17 protein-coding genes are annotated in these 19504 nt (G+C 51.7%); all 17 read right to left on the bottom strand.

Going from position 1 to position 19504, the window contains the following annotated elements:
• Window positions 1–14 precede the first annotated feature (14 nt).
• The 17 genes from pyk to hisD all read right to left on the bottom strand — a co-directional run bounded on the left by pyk (window position 15) and on the right by hisD (window position 19329).
• Window positions 15–1442 carry a pyruvate kinase gene (pyk, locus tag KW808_RS10410; protein ID WP_034984001.1) on the bottom strand — a complete coding sequence of 476 codons (1428 nt, stop codon included), beginning with the start codon at window positions 1440–1442 and terminating at the stop codon, window positions 15–17.
• A gap of 205 nt (window positions 1443–1647) precedes the next feature.
• Entirely contained in the window at window positions 1648–2598 is a 951-nt protein-coding gene (gene lgt, locus KW808_RS10415) for a prolipoprotein diacylglyceryl transferase (RefSeq protein ID WP_074495239.1), read from the bottom strand.
• Between the two features lie 114 nt (window positions 2599–2712).
• Entirely contained in the window at window positions 2713–3498 is a 786-nt protein-coding gene (locus KW808_RS10420) for a beta/alpha barrel domain-containing protein (RefSeq protein ID WP_003861967.1), read from the bottom strand.
• A gap of 79 nt (window positions 3499–3577) precedes the next feature.
• On the bottom strand, window positions 3578–4237 hold the full coding sequence (locus KW808_RS10425; protein WP_003856408.1) for a TIGR02234 family membrane protein: 660 nt from the start codon (window positions 4235–4237) through the stop codon (window positions 3578–3580).
• Window positions 4238–4265: 28 nt separating this feature from the next.
• A complete protein-coding gene (gene hisI / locus KW808_RS10430) occupies window positions 4266–4622 on the bottom strand; it encodes a phosphoribosyl-AMP cyclohydrolase (protein ID WP_003856410.1) in 357 nt (118 codons plus the stop codon).
• Window positions 4619–5395 (bottom strand): imidazole glycerol phosphate synthase subunit HisF, encoded by a 777-nt coding sequence (gene hisF / locus KW808_RS10435; protein ID WP_003856413.1) that lies wholly within the window; start codon window positions 5393–5395, stop codon window positions 4619–4621. Before hisF ends, hisI begins: the two co-directional genes overlap by 4 nt.
• A 1-nt stretch (window position 5396) precedes the next feature.
• Window positions 5397–6224, bottom strand: coding sequence for an inositol monophosphatase family protein (locus tag KW808_RS10440; protein WP_003861968.1), 828 nt, complete (start codon window positions 6222–6224; stop codon window positions 5397–5399).
• 3 nt (window positions 6225–6227) lie between these two features.
• A complete protein-coding gene (gene priA / locus KW808_RS10445; protein ID WP_003856418.1) occupies window positions 6228–6968 on the bottom strand; it encodes a bifunctional 1-(5-phosphoribosyl)-5-((5-phosphoribosylamino)methylideneamino)imidazole-4-carboxamide isomerase/phosphoribosylanthranilate isomerase PriA in 741 nt (246 codons plus the stop codon).
• 18 nt (window positions 6969–6986) lie between these two features.
• Window positions 6987–7622 (bottom strand): imidazole glycerol phosphate synthase subunit HisH, encoded by a 636-nt coding sequence (gene hisH / locus KW808_RS10450; RefSeq protein ID WP_003856420.1) that lies wholly within the window; start codon window positions 7620–7622, stop codon window positions 6987–6989.
• Between the two features lie 327 nt (window positions 7623–7949).
• Entirely contained in the window at window positions 7950–11039 is a 3090-nt protein-coding gene (locus tag KW808_RS10455) for a type I restriction endonuclease subunit R (RefSeq protein ID WP_003861970.1), read from the bottom strand.
• On the bottom strand, window positions 11036–12271 hold the full coding sequence (locus tag KW808_RS10460; protein WP_003861972.1) for a restriction endonuclease subunit S: 1236 nt from the start codon (window positions 12269–12271) through the stop codon (window positions 11036–11038). The genes KW808_RS10455 and KW808_RS10460 overlap by 4 nt, the downstream gene beginning before the upstream one ends.
• On the bottom strand, window positions 12268–13779 hold the full coding sequence (locus KW808_RS10465) for a type I restriction-modification system subunit M (protein WP_003861976.1): 1512 nt from the start codon (window positions 13777–13779) through the stop codon (window positions 12268–12270). Before KW808_RS10465 ends, KW808_RS10460 begins: the two co-directional genes overlap by 4 nt.
• 942 nt (window positions 13780–14721) lie before the next feature.
• Entirely contained in the window at window positions 14722–15990 is a 1269-nt protein-coding gene (locus KW808_RS10470) for an MFS transporter (RefSeq protein ID WP_034984004.1), read from the bottom strand.
• Window positions 15991–16039: 49 nt separating this feature from the next.
• Entirely contained in the window at window positions 16040–16267 is a 228-nt protein-coding gene (locus tag KW808_RS10475; protein ID WP_003861981.1) for a CG2302 family histidine operon protein, read from the bottom strand.
• A 2-nt stretch (window positions 16268–16269) separates the two neighbouring features.
• Window positions 16270–16878: an imidazoleglycerol-phosphate dehydratase HisB gene (hisB, locus tag KW808_RS10480; protein WP_003861983.1), complete on the bottom strand. Its 609-nt coding sequence runs from the start codon at window positions 16876–16878 to the stop codon at window positions 16270–16272.
• Window positions 16879–16894: 16 nt separating this feature from the next.
• A complete protein-coding gene (locus KW808_RS10485; RefSeq protein ID WP_003856426.1) occupies window positions 16895–17995 on the bottom strand; it encodes a histidinol-phosphate transaminase in 1101 nt (366 codons plus the stop codon).
• A 5-nt stretch (window positions 17996–18000) separates the two neighbouring features.
• Window positions 18001–19329: a histidinol dehydrogenase gene (hisD, locus tag KW808_RS10490; RefSeq protein ID WP_003856427.1), complete on the bottom strand. Its 1329-nt coding sequence runs from the start codon at window positions 19327–19329 to the stop codon at window positions 18001–18003.
• Between the last annotated feature and the right edge of the window lie 175 nt (window positions 19330–19504).

Consider the following 19504-nt stretch of genomic DNA (forward strand, 5'->3'; position numbering starts at 1 on the left):
AAAGATTTAAGCGATTAGAGCTTTGCAATCCTTGTGTCGTCACCAAGAAGGTGGACGTGAATCATGTTGGTGTTACCGGTAACACCAGGAGGGGAACCTGCAACAACAACCATCATGTCACCCTTGTTGTACTCAGGCATTGCTAAAAGAGCACGGTCGACTTCGCGCATCATGTCATCGGTATCGCTGACAGGTGGGCACCGGAAGGTGGTTGCACCCCAGGTCAGCGCCAGCTCAGAGCGAACTGCCTCATTTGGAGTGAACACGAGCAGTGGCAGGTGGCTGTGCAGACGAGCCACACGCTTTGCGGTATCACCAGAGGTGGTGAACGCAACCAATGCACGAGCGTTGAGGCGCTCTGCGATATCACGTGCAGAGTAGGAAATAACGCCACGCTTAGTGCGAGGGATGTGGGTCAGGTCTGGGACGCGACCGTCGGTTTCAGCGAAGCGAACAATGCGAGCCATGGTGCGCACAACGTTGTGCGGATCTTTGCCCACTGAAGTTTCACCAGAAAGCATGACAGCATCTGCGCCATCGAGCACAGCGTTTGCCACGTCAGAAGCTTCCGCACGGGTTGGGCGGGAGTTCTCAATCATGGAATCCAGCATCTGGGTTGCCACGATAACTGGCTTTGCGTTCTCACGGGCAATCTGGATTGCGCGCTTCTGAACCAGTGGAACCTCCTCCAGAGGAACCTCAACGCCGAGGTCACCACGAGCAACCATGACGGCGTCGAATGCCAACACGATTGGCTCGAGGGAGGTGACAGCCTCTGGCTTTTCCAGCTTGGCGATCACAGGAACACGACGACCTTCTTCGTCCATGATCTTGTGAACGAGTTCAGCATCTGCTGGGGAACGTACGAAGGACAGTGCAATAAAGTCCACGCCGAGCTTCAGGGCGAAGCGCAGGTCACGGATATCCTTTTCGGACAGTGCAGGTACAGAAATATCCATACCTGGCAGGGAAACACCCTTGTTGTTGGAGACTGGTCCGCCCTCAACAACCTCACAGATGACGTCGTTGCCTTCGACGGAAACGCAGACGAGGCCAACCTTGCCGTCATCAACGAGCAGGCGGTCGCCTGGCTTCGCGTCTTTTGCCAGATTCTTGTAGGTGGTGGACACACGATCGTGCGTTCCCTCTACATCGTCAACGGTGATCCGAATGGTCTCGCCGTTTTCCCACACGGTTGCGCCGTCAGTGAAACGGCCAAGACGGATCTTCGGTCCTTGGAGGTCTGCGAGAATACCGACTGCACGGCCAGTCTTCTCCGCCGCCTCGCGGACCCACTTGTAGTTTTGCTCATGATCTGGGTGGTCACCATGGGAGAAGTTGAGGCGAGCAACATCCATGCCGTCTTCTACCAAACGCAGAATTCCATCTGCACTAGCCACCGCTGGGCCTAGGGTACATACAATCTTAGTTCGTCTATCCACGCCCATAAGCCTAGTACGTCATTCCCCCTCAAGCCACAGATACTACCATTAATTCTCGATGAATCTTGCGACCCAGAGTGTGAACAGACAATGTTCTACGCCTCTGACGTGCTTAAATCAGAAAAACCGGGCACCCACAAAACAATTCGGGCACTCGGTTTTTCTACCAAAAACATCTCAGCCAGGTCAGGCCTATGGTTGAAACCTATCGCGTTGAGGGCGTTTCTCCATCAATGCCCTCCTCTGCTTTCGGCAAGGGTTTTCCATCTGGCGAAGCTACAGCATCTGCTGCAACAGACGCTGTGAAAGTCGGATCTACCTCTTCGGGAGTTTCCCTACCCTTCTTCAACAGGAAGAACACAATGATCGCGCCGGCAAACACTACTGCGGAGACGATGGTGTTGATTCGGATGCCGCCAATAAGCGTGGCTTCATCAACGCGCATTTGTTCAATCCAGAAACGGCCCAAGGTGTAACCAGCTACGTAGAGAGCAAATACTCGGCCATGTCCCAGCTTGAATCGCTTGTCAGCCCACATCAACAAAGCGAAGATCAGTAGGTTCCACAACAGTTCATAGAGGAATGTTGGATGAACAGTAGCCATTACCTCACCGGTGGATGTTCCTGTCACCGGTGCGAATTTTCCATTTTCATCTACCCGATAGTAGATTTCCAAAGCCCATGGAACGGTAGTTTCTGCACCGTAGAGCTCCTGGTTAAACCAGTTGCCCAGACGACCAATTCCCTGCGCCAGGATAACTGCAGGTGCCACGGCATCTGCGAAAGGTGCAAGAGGGAGCTTTTTGTACCGGAAGAATACGGCCACTGCCAGGCCACCGAGGATCACTGCACCCCAGATGCCCAGACCACCGTTGGTGATTTTGAAGGCGTCGACGGGGTTACAGGTATCGCAGAAGTACTTTTGGTTGTCGGTAATGACGTGATAAATGCGTCCACCGATGATTCCGGCAGGAACTGCCACGATCGCTGCATCAAGGACGATTTCAGGGTTTCCACCGCGGGCGGCGTAGCGCCTTCTCGTCAGCCAAATGGCAACAATAATGCCAGCGATGATGCACATCGCATAGGCCCTAATCGGAATGGGGCCCAAGTACCACACACCCTGCGGTGGTGAGGGAATCGTGGCCAAAGTCATGACATCCACAACAACGTAAACCTAACAGTCAGGCGACAAGTAATGCACTTCAATCTAGCAAGACTTGTCCGCCCACCGCCCGCTACCCCGGTCAGCTGACCACAGAGCACCTCTTCAACGCGATGGGCACGCTGGATGCATACCTGCTGTCACAAGAGATTTTGTGGTGGCGAGGTCTGCATGTGGAACAAAGATGGCGTCTGCAGAATGTCGTGCAAACCGCATGAGTTCTTTAGGGCTGCTGCAACCTCCGAGCACAATGCGGGCTACCTCTTTGGGTATGAATTGGGTGATACCCGAAAACGCTTCAGGCAAAGTGAGTGAGCCGGTATAACCAGTAATATCAATTGCTACCACTGTCGCTCCTGCGTCCACTGCACGATGCGCTTCTTCGTGGTTTCGTACAGACACGATGGCTGTCATGCCCAATGATTCGGTGCGGTCCACCAAAGATTCCAGTCGAGCTTGTTCCATCGCCCATACGGGGAATTGAAGAGCGTCGATGCCCATGACGCGGGCTTCGTGGATTTGATACGGATCGATGATGGGATCATGAAGCAGAATGGGAATGTCTACTCCAGATTTGATGTCCCTGATATCGCGTACTGCGGTATCAAACTGTCCCCTGCGCACCGTATATGCAAGCATTGATGCGCCAAAACCCGCAACCTGTGCTGCGTAGTCCACATGATCCGAATGATCAGACCAATTGGATGCAAAACGATCAAAGGCGACTACGACATTACATCCAGACGAAAAAAAGACTGAAGCAATATCGAAAGCCGCCGTGAGACCTGCTGATCGAGATTTAGTTTTGACTTCTTGAAAACCAAGCGTTGCTTCCCGAGCCGATATTTCCGCAGCGATTTCCATCAACATGCGGTTCTCTGTTGCAACCATGCCCCAACCTCCTTCCAACCAATGCTGTGTTTAAGGTTATCCCGAACACACATGGCGAAAGAAATCAGGGTGCCACACCCTAGCTTTGACCTGGGGTTTCTTTGGATTTCTGAGTCTTCTCGGTGAAGTCAATGTCTTCATCGAGTGCGTCCCACATCACACGACCGGAGTCTGGATCTTGGGCCAAATCGGTGTGGATTTTCTCAGCGCGAGCCTGTTTACGCTCATATTGATTGCTTTTCGCGGTGTCCTCGCCAGGGCGCATGGCAAGGACAACGCCACCGACTAGGGCTAGCGCGCAGCCAATCATGGCTACCACTGCCGCCAGTGGATGGGTGGTGATATTGATGATCTCCGCCCAATCAGACAGCAGGGTTCCGGAATTAGCCTTCTGTGAGGCCACACCGGAGGTCAGCAGGGTTCGGGCCCGTTCTGCGTCTGGGTCTTGGGTGAGAAGCGCGAGTGGAGACAGGCTGGCACCCACCGCGATCAGCGCCGAAATACCACCAATGATGCGCCGACCCATGCGCTTGAGCACCAACGCGGCGGCGAAGGCAGCTAGCAAAGCAAGTGCAAGCGCCATGATTTCTGTAGACCAGGTTGCACCCACAATAGATTGGGTGACACTACCTGATTTATCGTCGAAAGCCTCGATGGTTACCCAGTTCATGCGTGAGCTGATCCAGACAACCAGGGCGCCAGCTCCAATACCTAATGCTGACAGCACGCGTGGCTTCATAAGACTTCTTCCTTAATCGTTGTTGCTTTTACAGCAAAACGTCATTGTCGAAACATGTGTGGGCACCAGTGTGGCACGCACCGCCGGTTTGTTTCACGGTCAGAAGGACGGTGTCGCCGTCGCAGTCGAGGGCAACTCCGGTGACTTCTTGGACGTTTCCAGAGGTCAGGCCCTTGATCCAGTACTCGTTGCGGGACCTAGAAAAATAGGTTCCACGGCGGGTCGCCAAAGTATAGGCTAGCGCGTGGGTATCCATCCAGGCCATCATGAGGACCTCGTTGGTCCCGTCGGCCTGGACGATTGCCGGCACCAGGCCGGCGTCGTTAAGCTTTAATCGCTTTTCGACGTCCCAATCCAGCTCATACTCTTGTGGATTGTCACTCATTTCCGCACCTCAAATCCTGCATCTTTAATGGCTCCCTTTACTTCGGCGATGGTTACTTCGCGGAAGTGGAAAATGGTCGCGGCAAGCACTGCGTTGGCGCCAGCTGCAACAGCTGGTGGGAAATGCTCCGCCTTGCCAGCGCCGCCGGAGGCGATTACAGGAATGGATACGGCTGCGCGAACTTTTTCCAGCAGCTCTAGGTCAAAGCCGTTTTTGGTGCCGTCGCCGTCCATGGAGTTGAGCAGAATTTCGCCAACGCCCAGCTCTTCGCCGCGCTTTGCCCACTCGATTGCATCAAGTTCTGCGGACTTGGAACCGCCGTGGGTGGTGACTTCAAAACCAGATGGCTGAGGAGTTCCACCTTCAGGAACGCGCCTGGCATCCACAGACAACACGATGCACTGAGCACCAAAACGCTTGGACAGCTCTGACAGCAGTTCTGGACGGGCAATCGCAGACGTGTTCACCGAAACCTTGTCGGCGCCAGCGCGCAGCAATTGATCAACATCTTCTTCGCTGCGCACGCCGCCACCGACAGTCAGAGGGATGAACACCTGATCAGCGGTGCGTCGAACAACATCCAGCATGGTGCCGCGACCATGCTTCGAGGCGGTGACATCCAGGAAGGTCAGCTCATCTGCCCCTTCCTCGTCATAGCGCTTTGCCAACTCCACAGGATCGCCAGCATCGCGGAGGTTTTCAAAGTTCACGCCTTTAACAACCCGGCCGTTGTCCACGTCCAGGCAAGGAATAACTCGAATTGCCACGCCCATTTTACTTGTACTCCTCATTTAACGACTGGTCATTACCTGCATCTGCATGCATCAACCGAACTTTTTCAATCTTACTTAACAGCACATCGTGAGCCCTTTTTGTTCCAGCCACGACTCCCCTACCTGGTGCCCACGGATGGCCTTCGGTGTCAGTAACTTGTGCACCAGCAGCGCGCATCAACATCACGCCTGCGGAATTGTCCCAAACATGAGGACTAAACGATACACATGCTCCAAAAATGCCCTGCGCAGTGAACGCAAGATCAACACCCACCGAACCTGTAATGCGGGGACGAAGATACGATTCCGTGAGCTCGGTCAGAAGATCCCGACGCAACTCCACAGGAAACGCTGTATTGCGCGGGGAGGCCATGGAACTAAAACCAATGTGGGATACCAAACTGGATTGTTCTTGCAATGGTTCCTGAGGTTCACCGTTGATCATCAGCGGTGAACCTTCAAAAGCGGTGAGGCGTTTACCCAGCATGGGCATGGAGGTAATACCCAGGACGGGCTGGTCGTCGACAAGCAAAGACACCAGGATCGCGCTCATCGGGTTGGACGCCGCGAAGTTGGCGGTGCCGTCGATGGGATCAATCACCCAGCGCGTGCCGGAGGTCGCACCGCCACCTTCTTCACCGATGACAGCAATGCCTGTCATCATGTTCAGCATCGAACGCATATGGGATTCGATGGCCATATCCACTTCCGTGGCGAAATCCCCTGGGGATTTCATATGGGCAGGAGCAGCTCCAAAGCCCTGCATGAAGAGGGCTTCGGCATCATCTACAACGGCCTCCGCAATGGCCAACATCCCACGAGCATCCATGTATTAACCGAGCTTTTCTACTGCAGCCAAAGCCTCTTCGAGGGTGAACTTGTGCTCATAAAGTGCCTTGCCAATGATGACGGAATCAATACCCTCATCCTGGTACTTGGCTAGTTCCAAAACATCTTCCAAAACAGAAATTCCACCAGAAGCCACGATAGGTGCGTCTGTAGCTGCAGCAACCTCACGCAGCAGCTCAACATTTGGACCACTCAAGGTGCCGTCCTTGGACACATCGGTAACCACGAAACGTGCACAACCTTGGGAATCCAAACGCTCGAGAACTTCCCACAGATCGCCACCATCGGAGACCCAACCGTTTCCACGGGTGCGCCATTCACCATCTTCCAAACGCACAGCGATATCGACAGCAATCTTCTCGCCATAGCGTTGAATCGCAGAAGCAATCCACTCTGGCTTCTCCAGAGCAGCGGTACCAATGTTTACACGACGTGCACCGGTTGCCAGCGCGCGCTCCAGAGACTCATCATCACGGATACCGCCAGTGAGCTCCACATCAACATCGAGCTTGCCGACAATTTCCGCCATCATCTCATGATTGGAACCACGGTTGAACGCTGCGTCCAGGTCCACAAAGTGCAACCACTTTGCACCCTGCTCCTGCCACTTCAGTGCGGATTCCAAAGGGGTGCCATAAGATTTTTCAGTGCCGGCCTCGCCCTGATCTAGGCGAACTGCTTGTCCGTTAACTACATCGACTGCAGGAAGAATAGTGAAGGTCATGAATATTGATCCTATCTGTTAGATGTAGTTGATCCAGTTTCGCAGTAGCTTTGCGCCTGCGTCACCTGATTTTTCTGGGTGGAATTGAGTAGCCCACAGCGTGCCGTTTTCCACAGCAGCCACAAAACGATCATTTTCGTGCTTCGCCCACACAACCTCTGGAGGCGTGGTCAGATCATCAGTTTCTAACGTCCACTTGCGCACACCATAGGAGTGCACGAAGTAGAAACGCTCATCAGGTGAAATTCCCTCAAACATTGGTGAGTTGGTAGGCATTTCAAGTGTGTTCCACCCCATGTGAGGCAGGATCTCCGCCTGGAGGCGTTCCACCTTTCCAGGCCACTCGCCACAACCAGCTGACTTAATGCCATGCTCATCGCCTTCATCAAACAGGATCTGCATACCCACACAAATACCCATCACTGGACGCCCACCAGCAAGACGCTGTCCGATAATGCGATGTCCGAAGACGTTTTTCAAACCCTTCATGCAGGCATCGAATGCGCCCACTCCAGGAACTAGGAGGCCATCAGCGTTGGTGCAAACTTCTGGATCGGAGCTCACGATAACTTCTGCACCGGCACGCTCTAGTGCGCGTTGAGCAGAACGAAGGTTTCCAGATCCGTAGTCGAGAAGGGCGACAGTTTTGGTCATGCCGATAGTTTATGTCACGTGCTTTCAGGATCAAGAACCGCAGTCGGGTTTCTTTCTCGCTAAAAGGGATTCATATTCACGACGCTGTCCTAGCTGCGAAAAAAGACGATGCACCTCGCTACTAATTCTGCGTCTCGCATGTGAGGTGGTGCCTTAGGTTTTAAAAACGTGGCACGCCAACCGCCAATGAGGACTACAAAGGAAACTAACCGCCTTCTCTGTATGAGAATGACGGCTAGTTATCGTCCGGAGATCATTTCTCAGTGAAAATAAAGCTTCCATTCTTAGGAAATATACGCCTTAAAGCGTTATTTTTCGGCGATACTCCTAGCTGGAAAGGTCGAAGAATCGTTCGAAGAATTCTCCTAGTTTGTTCAGGACTCGGTTTTTCTTCTCCCCATGCCCACCAGACGGAGCGAAACGAGATACTGGCGGTAGAATCCTCGTCACCGCAGTACCAGAAGACTGAATCCCGCCATCACGAAACGCCGTCTCCACAAACACCTTCGTCTCAGCAGACTTCAGATTCTCATCGTCAATAATCTGCGCCAACTCCGATTCTTTCCGAACCGCAATAAACGCCCGCCACTCCTCCTCCACTTCCCCACTGGTAGACAAGGAATCAACAAAGGATTCCACCAAATCCTTCTTGCTCCTTAAACTTGGGCTGGCATCCACAGCCCTGGAAATCTCAGCACGGATCTCCTTATCATCACCATCACCACACTGGTCACGATACTTCTGCACCAGCATCAAAATGTAGTCAACATTAATCTCAACCTGCTTAATCAGCTCGATCTCAAAAACCACATCTTCATTAATGCCCTCTTTATCCCCATTTCGAACCAGACGGTATTGAGCATAAAGATCAAGATAAATACTGCGGTAATTCTGATTCTGCCGCTCAGTTAAAATCTCATTGCCGTGAAACTCATCAAACGACGTCAAAATATTCAGCAGACGCAAAATCGCACCAAACAAAGCAATAAACTCTTTTTGCTTTGTCTCACCGACAATCTGCTGCCCGAGCGGGAAATCCTCTAACAGTTGACTGACTTTGGTGGCGTATTCGTCGTAATACTCCTGAAACGGCCGCAATAGCACCACGCCACGAGCATTTTCATTGCCAAACAACGCCATCGCCGCATTCGTCTCTTCCTCCAAGTTCCGGAAGCTGACAATATTGCCGTAGGTCTTTACCGAGTTCAGGATGCGGTTGGTCCGCGAGTACGCCTGAATCAACCCATGCGACTTAAGGTTCTTATCTACCCACAAGGTATTGAGTGTGGTGGCATCAAAACCGGTGAGGAACATGTTCACCACGATGACCATGTCTAACTCACGGTTTTTTAACCGCAGGGATAAATCCTTGTAGTAGTTCTGAAACTTATCAGCTGAAGTGTCATAGCTGGTGCCAAACATCGCGTTGTAGTCCTGGATGGCATCTTCTAGGAAATCCCTCGATGAGCCATCCAACGCATGAGGTTCAAAGCCTTCCTCATCAAGAAAATCATCGGACTGCTCCTCATTAGGCGCATAGGAATAGATCAACCCGATTTTCAACCGCTGCGCTTCAGGTAAATGTTCCTGTTGCATCTGGAAATGGTTGTAATACCGCTTAGCCGCATCAATCGAAGCGGTGGCGAAAATAGAATTAAACCCACGCACCCGACTACGGTTTTTCTCCTCCACCACCTTGTTCCGGCCACCAGCAACCTGAGACACATTCGACACAACTGAATGCTGGTAGCTGCTGGAACGTCGTGTTTTCTGATCAAAATGCGCAAGCGTGTACTCCACGATCGCGCTCATACGCTTAGGCGATAACAAGGCCTTTTCAGTATCAATCGCTGAGACCTGTTTATCTTCCACAGCACCCATCTGGACGGTGTTGACATAGTCAATCCGAAACGGCAACACATTTTTATCAGTAATGGCATCAACAATGGTGTAGGTATGCAGCTTTTCACCAAAAACCTGCTCAGTGGTGCGCAGATGCGGTTTACCACTCGAGCTGGAGTTCTCCGCGAAAATCGGGGTACCAGTAAACCCAAACAGGTTATATTTCTTAAACGCCTTCGTGATCGCCAGGTGCATGTCACCGAACTGGGAACGATGACACTCATCAAACACGATCACCACATGCCCGTCATAGACGGCGTGGCCTTTATTACCGGCAATAAAGGTTGAAAGCTTCTGGATCGTGGTGATAATAATCCGGGCGTTGGGATCTTCTAACTGCTGCTTAAGCACGGCTGTGGAGGTGTTGGAGTTGGCCGCGCCTTTTTCAAAGCGGTCATATTCCCGCATTGTTTGATAATCAAGGTCTTTACGGTCAACAACAAACAACACCTTGTCCACGCTGGGTAGTTTCGATGCCAGCTGAGCGGTTTTAAACGAGGTCAGTGTTTTACCCGAGCCAGTGGTGTGCCAAATATAGCCACCAGCAGCAACCGTACCGAGGCGTTTGTAGTTGTCAGCGATCTCAATGCGCTGCAGGATCCGTTCAGTAGCCACGATCTGGTACGGGCGCATCACCAAAAGTGTGCGATCAGCAGTCAACACGCAGTACTTGGTCAAGATGTTGAGGATAGTGTGGTTAGCGAAAAAGGTTTTCGCAAACGCGGTGAGATCCTGAATCGGTGTGTTGTGGGCATCAGCCCACCACGAGGTGAACTCAAAACTGTTCGAGGTTTTCTGTCCCCGAGTTTTACCGGCCGATTCTGCCAGGTGAAGCCGACGGGTGGTGTTGGAATAGTACTTGGTTAAGGTGCCATTACTGATCACAAAAAGTTGTACATAATCAAACAATCCTGATCCAGACCAGAAGCTTTCTCGTTGATAGCGGTTGATCTGGTTAAACGCTTCCCTGATATCTACACCACGCCGCTTTAACTCCACATGCACCATCGGCAAACCATTAACCAGGATGGTCACGTCATACCGATTTGAGCGTTGAGCACCGCCATCATTGTGGCTGACTTCGTATTGGTTGATGACTTGAAGCCGGTTGTTGTGGATGTTGGTTTTATCGATCAGTGTGATGTTTTTGGTTGATCCATCATCACGCCGCAGCAGCTGGATGTGGTCTTCGTGGATCCGCACGGTTTTTTCCACGATGCCGTCATTACTACCGGCGATACGTTCGGTGAAGAACTGCTGCCATTCCGCATCAGAAAACTTAATCTGATTGACGATCTCTAACTGGGTGCGCAGATTGTCTTTCAGCTGCTGTTCAGAGGTGATGGGTAGGTACTCATAAGCCTGTGATTCAAGCAGGCTGATGAGTTCTTTTTCCAGTTGATCTTCTGACTGGTACGCCGAATTAGCACTGGGTGTCGCGTCGTATTCAGCAACCACCGTGCTGGCGTCACTGATGGCAATCGGGTCATATTTGCGTGGCGTTAACTCACTCATGAAGCCAGTTCCTTAAACGTCAACAACTGATCCCGGTAATACTCATACTGTTTCCGACGAGCCTCGATCTCTGCAGGCAAACCAGAGGAAAGGTCGTTCACGAGAGCGTCGAACTTGTCAAGTCGATCAGCGATCTCAGATTGTTGATCTGGCGTGGGCCACGGGATCCTTATCTTGCCAATTGCATCACCGGAAATTCTCTTTACTTTAGTCCCAGTGATGAAGCGCTTCTTTTGATCCTGGAAATGCCGGCTTCGGAAGAAATAGGAGATGTAGCGAGCATCCCCCTCCGGCCTGAATATATACGCATCGCTACTGGCAACCGCCGGAGTGTCTCCGAGCCAGGCTACGGCCATTCCTAGATCTTCCTCATTTTCTGAGGTCGTCGCGATGAACACATCCCCAGGATGCAAGAGACGCTTACCTGAAGCAAAGGTTTGAGACACGAAGGACTTCGTTTGCTTAGTGTAGGGCCCATAGTGAGTGTAAACCTGACCATAATGAAATGCAGGAACGCCGTCAGAAGCAAGGTCCTTCTTTTGTAAAGCACTACCTCGTTCTATCGCCCCGAGTTGGGAGAGCGGAACCCAGTTTTCCTGGGGAACAATCTCAAATGAGCGGTCTCGGTAATACTCGTATTGTTTTTTTCGGGCTTCCAGCTCAGCTTCCAGCTCAGCTTCCAGCTCAGCTTCCAGCTCAGTGAACTGATCCAGAATCTCCACAATCGCACGCTGAACCTCAAGAGGAGGAACAGGGATCACAATTTTTTCAAGCGCATCACCAGAAATTCGTCGAACTTTAGTTCCCGTGATGTATCTCTGCTTCTGAGTATGGAATAAAGAGCTATTTAAAAAATAAGAGACATATTTTGAATCTTGCGAGTGCCGAAAAACAAATGCATCGCCACTTGCTACGATCTCTTCACTTCCGAGCCATGCAACAGCCTTACCTAAATCTTCGTCATTCTCTGAGGTAGTAGCAATAAAGACATCTCCAGGCAGCATCTTGCGTTTTTTTGCCGCAAATTCGTTCGATACATAGGTTTTGGTTTGTGTAGCCCAAATTCCATAATGCGTATACACCTGGCCGTAATGAATGCATCCGACACCATCTTCAGTAAAATCCTTTTTCTGAAGCCCACCTCCTCGCGTAAAATTCCCGACTTCACCTAGCGGCAAGTGTTCTACTCCTTCAGGGCACAGCTCGGCGATGAGGTTATCAATCTGGTTCACTTGGTTCCCTCCAGATCTGCCACAATCGCATCAATCGAGGTGCGAAGTTCAGCCTGGCGGGCAACAATCTGCTCAATCTCAGCATTCAACTCGCGGATATCAATAACCTCACGAGTATCCACTGCCTCAACATACGATGAAACAGCAATGTTGTAATCGTTTTCGCTAATCTCATCATTGGACACGAGCCGTGAAAAATACTCAATCTCTTCACGTCCAGCAAAAGCATCAAGAATCTTTGCCTGATTTTCGTCGGTAAGCTTGTTCTTGTTGCCAGATCGTGTGAACTCAGCTGCCCCGTCAATAAACAGCACCGAGCTATCAGTTTTCGACTTTTTCAGCACAATAATGCAGGTACCGATAGTTGTGCCGAAGAACAGGTCTGGTGGCAGCTGAATCACCGCATCAACATAGTTGTTGTCGATGAGATATTTACGAATCTTCTTCTCCGCACCACCACGATAAAGAACACCCGGGAACTCAACAATCGCGGCAGTACCGTTCACAGCCAACCACGACAAAATATGCATGGTAAACGCCAAGTCAGCTTTCGATTTCGGCGCTAAAACACCTGCTGGAGCGAAACGTGGATCGTTAATCAGCAAAGGGTTAGCATCGCCCTCCCATTTAATGGAGTACGGAGGGTTCGACACGATCGCCTCAAAAGGTTCATCATCCCAGTGAGCTGGTTCAGTGAGGGTATCCCCCAGCGCAATATCGAACTTCTCATAGTTAATGTTGTGCAAAAACATGTTGATACGCGCAAGGTTGTAAGTCGTGAGGTTAATTTCTTGACCGAAATAGCCCTGGCGAACACCATCTTTACCAAGAACCTTATCAAACTTCAGTAGCAAAGATCCTGAACCAACAGCTGGGTCATACACCTTATTGACACTGGTCTTCCCCACTACTGTGATGCGAGATAGCAGCTCTGAAACTTCCTGTGGGGTGTAGTATTCGCCACCAGATTTTCCAGCAGACGAGGCATACATACCCATGAGATACTCATAGGCGTCACCGAAAATATCGATAGTGTTATCTGCGAAGTCTCCCAAAGGAAGATCACCAATTGCTTCAAGAAGCTTCACCAACGTCGCATTACGCTTGGCGACAGTACTTCCAAGTCGAGTGCTGTTAACGTCCAGGTCGTCGAAAAGGCCTTTCAGGTCATCTTCACTGTCGGTACCGACTGCAGACCCTTCAATGTTTTTAAAGACTGCCTCTAAAGTCTCGTTGAGGTTCTCGTTTCCTTGAGCTGTTGCTCGAATGTTGACAAAAAGCTCGGAGGGGAGAATGAAAAATCCCTTTTCCGCGACGATGGATTCGCGGCCAAATTCTGCCTGATCATCACTTAACTCGGCGTAATTGAAGTCGGGAGCTCCAGCTTCCCTTTCCTGGCGATTGAGGTACTCTGCCAGGTTTTCTGAGATGAAACGGTAAAACAGCATTCCTAGGACATAAGACTTGAAGTCCCATCCATCAACACTACCGCGCAGGTCGTTGGCCATCCGCCAGATTGTCTTATGTAACTCTGCGCGTTGTGTTTCTTTCACGTGAGGAACCACTTTCTATTGTTTTGTAAGCCACCAGTGGTGGCACTAACTTTTCTTCATCTTGGGAAGCTTATAAAACAGTGACAAAGCCTGAACGTCTACCGCGTCCGGGAAGACACTGTTTGATGCGTCTCTGTTTCCACGATCAGCTAAGCGATTATATATTCGAAAAAGAAATAAATCACATTCTTATAATCATACGCTGAACAGGTAGTTTAAAGACTAATACGCTCCCTTAAATTGCGAGAAAATTCCGCCCACTATTCGCCTTTCATCAGATTCTCAAACGACCTCGCAAGTAGCTAAGGATTGGAATTGGCTTCTAGGTAGCCTCGAGCAATCTAAACTTGGTTGCTCTTCATAGTCCAGCCCCTCTTTTAATACCTGAGACCTTAGTTAGCGATGAAGGTATAAATCCGTAGATAGGTTAGCAATTTTCATCTCACCAGACTGAGATCACTTCTTTATTGGTTTCAAGAAACGACTTAAGGCCGGGAAAGAGTCCAGATGGTTTCTCGATGGTCATTATTTCATTGCCTCGACCGATTTCTGGGCGCGAGGAAAACACACTCTCCAGATCTTTAGAAACAGACCAAGGACCTCATTTCACTCCGCAAATAGGGGTTTGCATTTCAAAATGCTAGATCACATTCCCCCACCTAACACATCTACACCTAACTCAATTCAGTATGGATTAAGGGAAGTAGACGGAATATTTCACCTTAGCGAACTACCGCCGGGATACCTTGGTGGACGCATTCCTAAAGTCCACATCAGCAATTTTCGCATTTCCGAGTTTAATGAGGCTCTGAGTTCAGTGTCGCCATAAGTTCATCAAATCGCGGGTTTATGCCAGCGGGTTGGTGGGCCAAGTAAGGGGTGGCGTCGAAAAGCGTTTTAGCGATCTTTTCGCCTGTTGCGCAGCCCTTGCACTGCGCGCCGAGCGACTGGCACCTGGCGCAAACGCGCGCGGGTGTTGTTGTATTCAGTAATGCGGTGCCGCCCAATGATTCGATCGGCGGTGGTCAAAACGATTCCAAACAAAATCACCACGGCTCCGGAACCAAAAGCACCACTGTAAGCAAGCGATGCGGCAACTATGCCAAGGAGGAAGCTTCCGATTCCTGTTCCCGAATCAAAGGCGATATTCCAGATGGCGGAGGCTTCGGAGACTCTAGTGCGAGGAAGCCGGAAAAACATTGAAAGCAACGCTTCGTTTTGCACCATGCCAAAAGCACCACCAAACATCACTGCACCTATAATCAAAAGCCACACGGACCAGCCTTGGAAGATTGTGACGGTGATTAAAACGACACCTAAGAACCCAATGATTTGAGCAGGAATCATCGTGGTACCAGGCATACCGCGGCGGTCAGCGATAACGCCGGACAGGTAGCGGAACACCATTGAAGAACCACCGGTAATGGATAAAATAATACCCGCTAATGCAGCACCTAATCCTGGATCTAACTCAATGACTGCAGCTGGAAGGAATGAAGACACTGCGCCAAAAGTCATTGACAAACTGGTAACAGCCAAGGAGGGAACCAGCACCAACTTCCAGGTGGAAACAGAACGCTCCTGTTCGCTCACCTGTGGTTGCTGCTTTGCCGCTGCCTTAACCTGCGGAATACGCAGACACATCACCGCTGCAACTAGTGCGATAACGGCACCTAAAACATAGACCACGTTGTAGCCAAATTGGTCACCTAACGCCAACCCGGCAGGCAGGAAAAGCATTTGGGAAAGGCCAATAAATACGCCCAACATTCCAGAAGCTTTGCCCAAGAAGCGTACGGGAACGAGTTCAGCCACCAACGCAGATTCTGCGACGGTGAGCGCACCGAACCCAATTCCTCGAAGTGCGGACACTACCAGCACTGGAATTGGCTCGACGCTGAAGATGTAGCCGATGGCTGGCACACCCAGCATGAATGCGGCGAAAGCCATCACTGGGGTGTAGCCAATTTTCCGCAGCGCAGCGGGAGTGAAAATCTGAGTGATCACTGTGGCTGCCATGAAGATGCCAGTGGTGGCACCGGCGACAGCGCTTGATCCGCCGTTGTTGAGGACCGCTAGCGGTACGACGGGAAGAAGGAGTGACCAACTGCCGAACGCTGCTGCAACCGCCACGAGGACAGCCACGAAACCTGGGCTTTTCCACATGCTGGGAAGTTGCTCAATGTCAGCGCGTGTTAAAGCCCGTGATTCCAAATTAAGTCATCTCTCCCAACAACCATAGAATTCCTCCAGCCACTGCCAGCACTGCGATGAGGCCGGCTGCAACCATGAGGATTTTGTTTTCTGATTTATATGCAGACCAGGCACCGCCAACGAAAAGCCCGGCGATGAGGAACAGACCATAAATAAACCATCGGTCGCCCGCATCTGGTTCGTTCTGCACAGCCGCAGTGACCATATCAGAGATGGGAGAAGAGTTCATGTCTAGAGCGCTCCCTTAGTGGATGGGATTCCTGTTTGACGAGGATCCATCTCTACGGCACCGCGCAGCGCACGGGCAACAGCCTTGTATTCTGCTTCGGTGATGTGGTGAGGGTCGCGGCCGTAGTGGCAGATCACGTGGAGGGTGATTCGGGAGTTGAGCGCGAGGGTTTCAAAGAAGTGCTCGTTGATCACGGTTGCGTAGTGTCCACCGATCACGGAGGTGATCATGTGGTCTGGTTCGCCGGAGATCACGAAGTATGGGCGGCCGGAGATATCCACCACGGACTCCACTAATGCCTCATCCATGGGCAGCTGGCAGGATGCGAAACGGCGGATGCCTTTCTTGTCGCCAATAGCGTCAAGGAGTGCTTGGCCGAGCACGATGGCGGTATCTTCCACGGTGTGGTGTGCGTCGATCTCGATGTCGCCCTTGGCATGGACTTTCAGATCAAAACTGCCGTGCACGCCGAATGCAGTGAGCATGTGGTCGAAAAATGGCAGGCCGGTATCGATATCTACTTTGCCGGTGCCGTCCAGGTTGATCTCGACGGTGATGTCGGATTCGCTGGTGGTGCGGGTTGCGGTACCAATTCTTGGTGCGACAGTCATGAAAAATTCTTCTCTCTTACAGGTTCAGCTTGATGATCTCTGCAGCTGCGTCCAAAAACGCATCATTTTCCTCAGGCACACCAATGGTAGTGCGCAAGTGCCCGGCGATTCCCACATCGCGGATGAGCACTCCCCTATCCAAAAATGCCTGCCATGCCGCGTGCTGATCGGAGAAATCTCCAAAGAACACAAAGTTGGACTCACTTGGAACCACAGCGTAGCCCAGTTCCTCCAAGCGTGCTGCCACGCGAACACGCTCTACAGAGAGCTTTTCGACGGTTCCCAGCGTGTCAGCGGAGTGACGCAGCGCTACGATTGCGGCTGCTTGGCTCAGCGCTGAAAGATGATACGGAAGGCGGACTAGCATCACGGCGTCGATAAACGCTGGGTTGGCCACGAAGTAGCCGAGGCGTCCACCTGCGAAATCAAAAGCCTTACTCATGGTGCGGGACACCACCAGCTTGGTTGGGTACTTCTCCAGAAGAGTGGTTGCTGAAGGTGATGGGGAGAATTCCGCATAAGCTTCATCCACGATCACGATGCCTGGGGCAACGTTAATGATGCGCTCAATATCGTCCAGCGAGGTCACATCACCGGTCGGGTTGTTCGGGGTGGTGACAAAAACAATGTCAGGCTGCTTTGCACGAATTTCTTCCAGCGCCACATCCATATCGATGCGGAAATCAGCACCTCGGGACACCGCAATGAATTCAGTGTGGGTGCCTTTAGCCAAAATTGGGTGCATGGAATAGCTGGGTTGGAATCCCAACGCGGTGCGTCCAGGTCCACCAAAAGCCTGCAGCAGCTGCTGCAGAATTTCATTGGAACCATTGGCAGCCCACAGGTTATCCCTGGTGACAGCCACGCCGGTTTGCTTGGTGATGTACGCAGCCAACTCATCACGCAGTTCCACAGCATCGCGCTCTGGGTAGCGGTTCAGCTCGGTGGCGATCTTATCCACGGTGGCAACCAAGTCAGCGACCAATGCCTCTGACGGTGGGTAAGGGTTTTCGTTGGTGTTGAGGCGAATATCAACGTTGAGCTGGGGTGCGCCGTAAGCGTGCTCACCGCGCAGTTCTTCACGCAATGGCAAATCGCTCAAAGTAATTTTGGTCATTTTTCTTAGGCCTCGTCGGTGGTGGGGAGGTTTTCAAAGCGTGCACGGATTGCTTCGCCGTGCGCTGGAAGATCTTCGGCGTTGGCAAAGTTGATGACAACCTGCGAGACGTCCTTCAGAGCAGCCTCATCGTATTCAATGAGGTTGACTGGGCGAAGGAACGTGTGCGTGGATAGACCTGCGGAGAAACGAGCGGATCCAGAGGTTGGCAGCACGTGGTTGGATCCTGCGGAGTAATCACCCAGTGGTACTGGTGAGAAATCGCCCACGAAGATCGCACCCGCGTTGGTGATCTGCTCTGCTACGGCGCGCGCGTTCTCAGTGTGGATTTCCAGGTGTTCCGCTGCGTATTGATCGGCTACTTGGATACCCACGGAAATGTCGTCGACAAGCACGATGCCACTCTGGGCCCCGCGCAAAGCTTCTGCGACGCGCTCGGCGTTGCGCGTGATTGAGTAACGCGCCTCGATTTCCCTGTTTACGTCCTTGGCAAGCTGCTCGGAGTCAGTGATGAGCACGGACGCAGCCATGACATCGTGTTCTGCTTGGCTGATCAGATCGTAGGCAACGTTGACGGCGTTGGCAGAGGCATCAGCAAGCACAGCGATTTCTGTAGGGCCAGCCTCAGAATCAGTACCTACCACTCCCCTGACCAGGCGCTTCGCAGCGGTGACAAAGATATTGCCAGGTCCAGTGATCATATCCACAGGCTCGAGACCTGCAGCGTCATCACCATAAGCCAGCAACGCCACGGCCTGACCGCCGCCGACAGCCCACACCTCATCAACACCCAAGATGGAACACGCCGCCAAAATGGTGGGGTGAGGCCAGCCACCGTGCTCAGCCTGAGGAGGCGACGCAACCACAAGGGAGTTCACACCAGCCTCTTGAGCTGGGACAGTATTCATAATCACGCTTGATGGGTACACCGCATTGCCGCCTGGAACGTACAGTCCCACGCGATCAATCGGCATGAAACGCTCAGTGACGGTGCCACCTGGTGAAAGTTCAGTGGTGTGCTCGGCTGGCTTTTGCTCAGCGTGAACCTTGCGGACGCGACGAATCGACTCTTCAATCGATTCACGCACCAACGGATCCAAGGTGTTTTCTGCTGCAGCAATAACCTCAGCTGGCACCCGCACCGAGGCGGGGCGAATATGGTCGAACTTCTCGCCGTAATCCAAAGCAGCTTCAGCGCCGCGGTTTTGGACATCTTCTACAACAGGCTGCACTATGGGAAGCACAGACCACACGTCAGTGCCACCACGTGGCAAAGCACGTCGGATGTCGCTCTTGGATGGTGTTTGACCTCGCAGGTCAGTGACATTCAACATGGCGAAAAGTTCTCCCTTAAAAGGTTGAATCGAAATTCTTCGAGCTCGGTGCCCGAATCCAAGCGGCCTCAACACAAGTTCTTAAGCCCGCATGTTTACCTATTGTATTCCCCACGTAACAAGTTTCTGATTTGGGTACATCAGAGTTCATTTGAATTAGACTTAAAACTTAAAA

The sequence above is a fragment of the [Brevibacterium] flavum genome, from assembly GCF_019317305.1.
GTDB classification, from domain to species: domain Bacteria; phylum Actinomycetota; class Actinomycetes; order Mycobacteriales; family Mycobacteriaceae; genus Corynebacterium; species Corynebacterium glutamicum.

Bases quoted from the DNA above. Each gene is read 5' to 3' on its own strand.
- KW808_RS10420 (WP_003861967.1), bottom strand. From the start codon at position 3,498: ATGGTTGCAACAGAGAACCGCATGTTGATGGAAATCGCTGCGGAAATA.
- KW808_RS10425 (WP_003856408.1), bottom strand. From the start codon at position 4,237: ATGAAGCCACGCGTGCTGTCAGCATTAGGTATTGGAGCTGGCGCCCTG.
- hisF (WP_003856413.1), bottom strand. From the start codon at position 5,395: ATGGGCGTGGCAATTCGAGTTATTCCTTGCCTGGACGTGGACAACGGC.
- hisB (WP_003861983.1), bottom strand. From the start codon at position 16,878: ATGACTGTCGCACCAAGAATTGGTACCGCAACCCGCACCACCAGCGAA.
- hisD (WP_003856427.1), bottom strand. From the start codon at position 19,329: ATGTTGAATGTCACTGACCTGCGAGGTCAAACACCATCCAAGAGCGAC.
- KW808_RS10485 (WP_003856426.1), bottom strand. From the start codon at position 17,995: ATGACCAAAATTACTTTGAGCGATTTGCCATTGCGTGAAGAACTGCGC.
- KW808_RS10440 (WP_003861968.1), bottom strand. From the start codon at position 6,224: ATGGATGCTCGTGGGATGTTGGCCATTGCGGAGGCCGTTGTAGATGAT.
- hisH (WP_003856420.1), bottom strand. From the start codon at position 7,622: ATGACCAAAACTGTCGCCCTTCTCGACTACGGATCTGGAAACCTTCGT.
- KW808_RS10470 (WP_034984004.1), bottom strand. From the start codon at position 15,990: ATGTGGAAAAGCCCAGGTTTCGTGGCTGTCCTCGTGGCGGTTGCAGCA.
- lgt (WP_074495239.1), bottom strand. From the start codon at position 2,598: ATGACTTTGGCCACGATTCCCTCACCACCGCAGGGTGTGTGGTACTTG.
- hisI (WP_003856410.1), bottom strand. From the start codon at position 4,622: ATGAGTGACAATCCACAAGAGTATGAGCTGGATTGGGACGTCGAAAAG.
- KW808_RS10475 (WP_003861981.1), bottom strand. From the start codon at position 16,267: ATGAACTCTTCTCCCATCTCTGATATGGTCACTGCGGCTGTGCAGAAC.
- priA (WP_003856418.1), bottom strand. From the start codon at position 6,968: ATGACCTTCACTATTCTTCCTGCAGTCGATGTAGTTAACGGACAAGCA.
- KW808_RS10465 (WP_003861976.1), bottom strand. From the start codon at position 13,779: ATGGCCAACGACCTGCGCGGTAGTGTTGATGGATGGGACTTCAAGTCT.
- KW808_RS10455 (WP_003861970.1), bottom strand. From the start codon at position 11,039: ATGAGTGAGTTAACGCCACGCAAATATGACCCGATTGCCATCAGTGAC.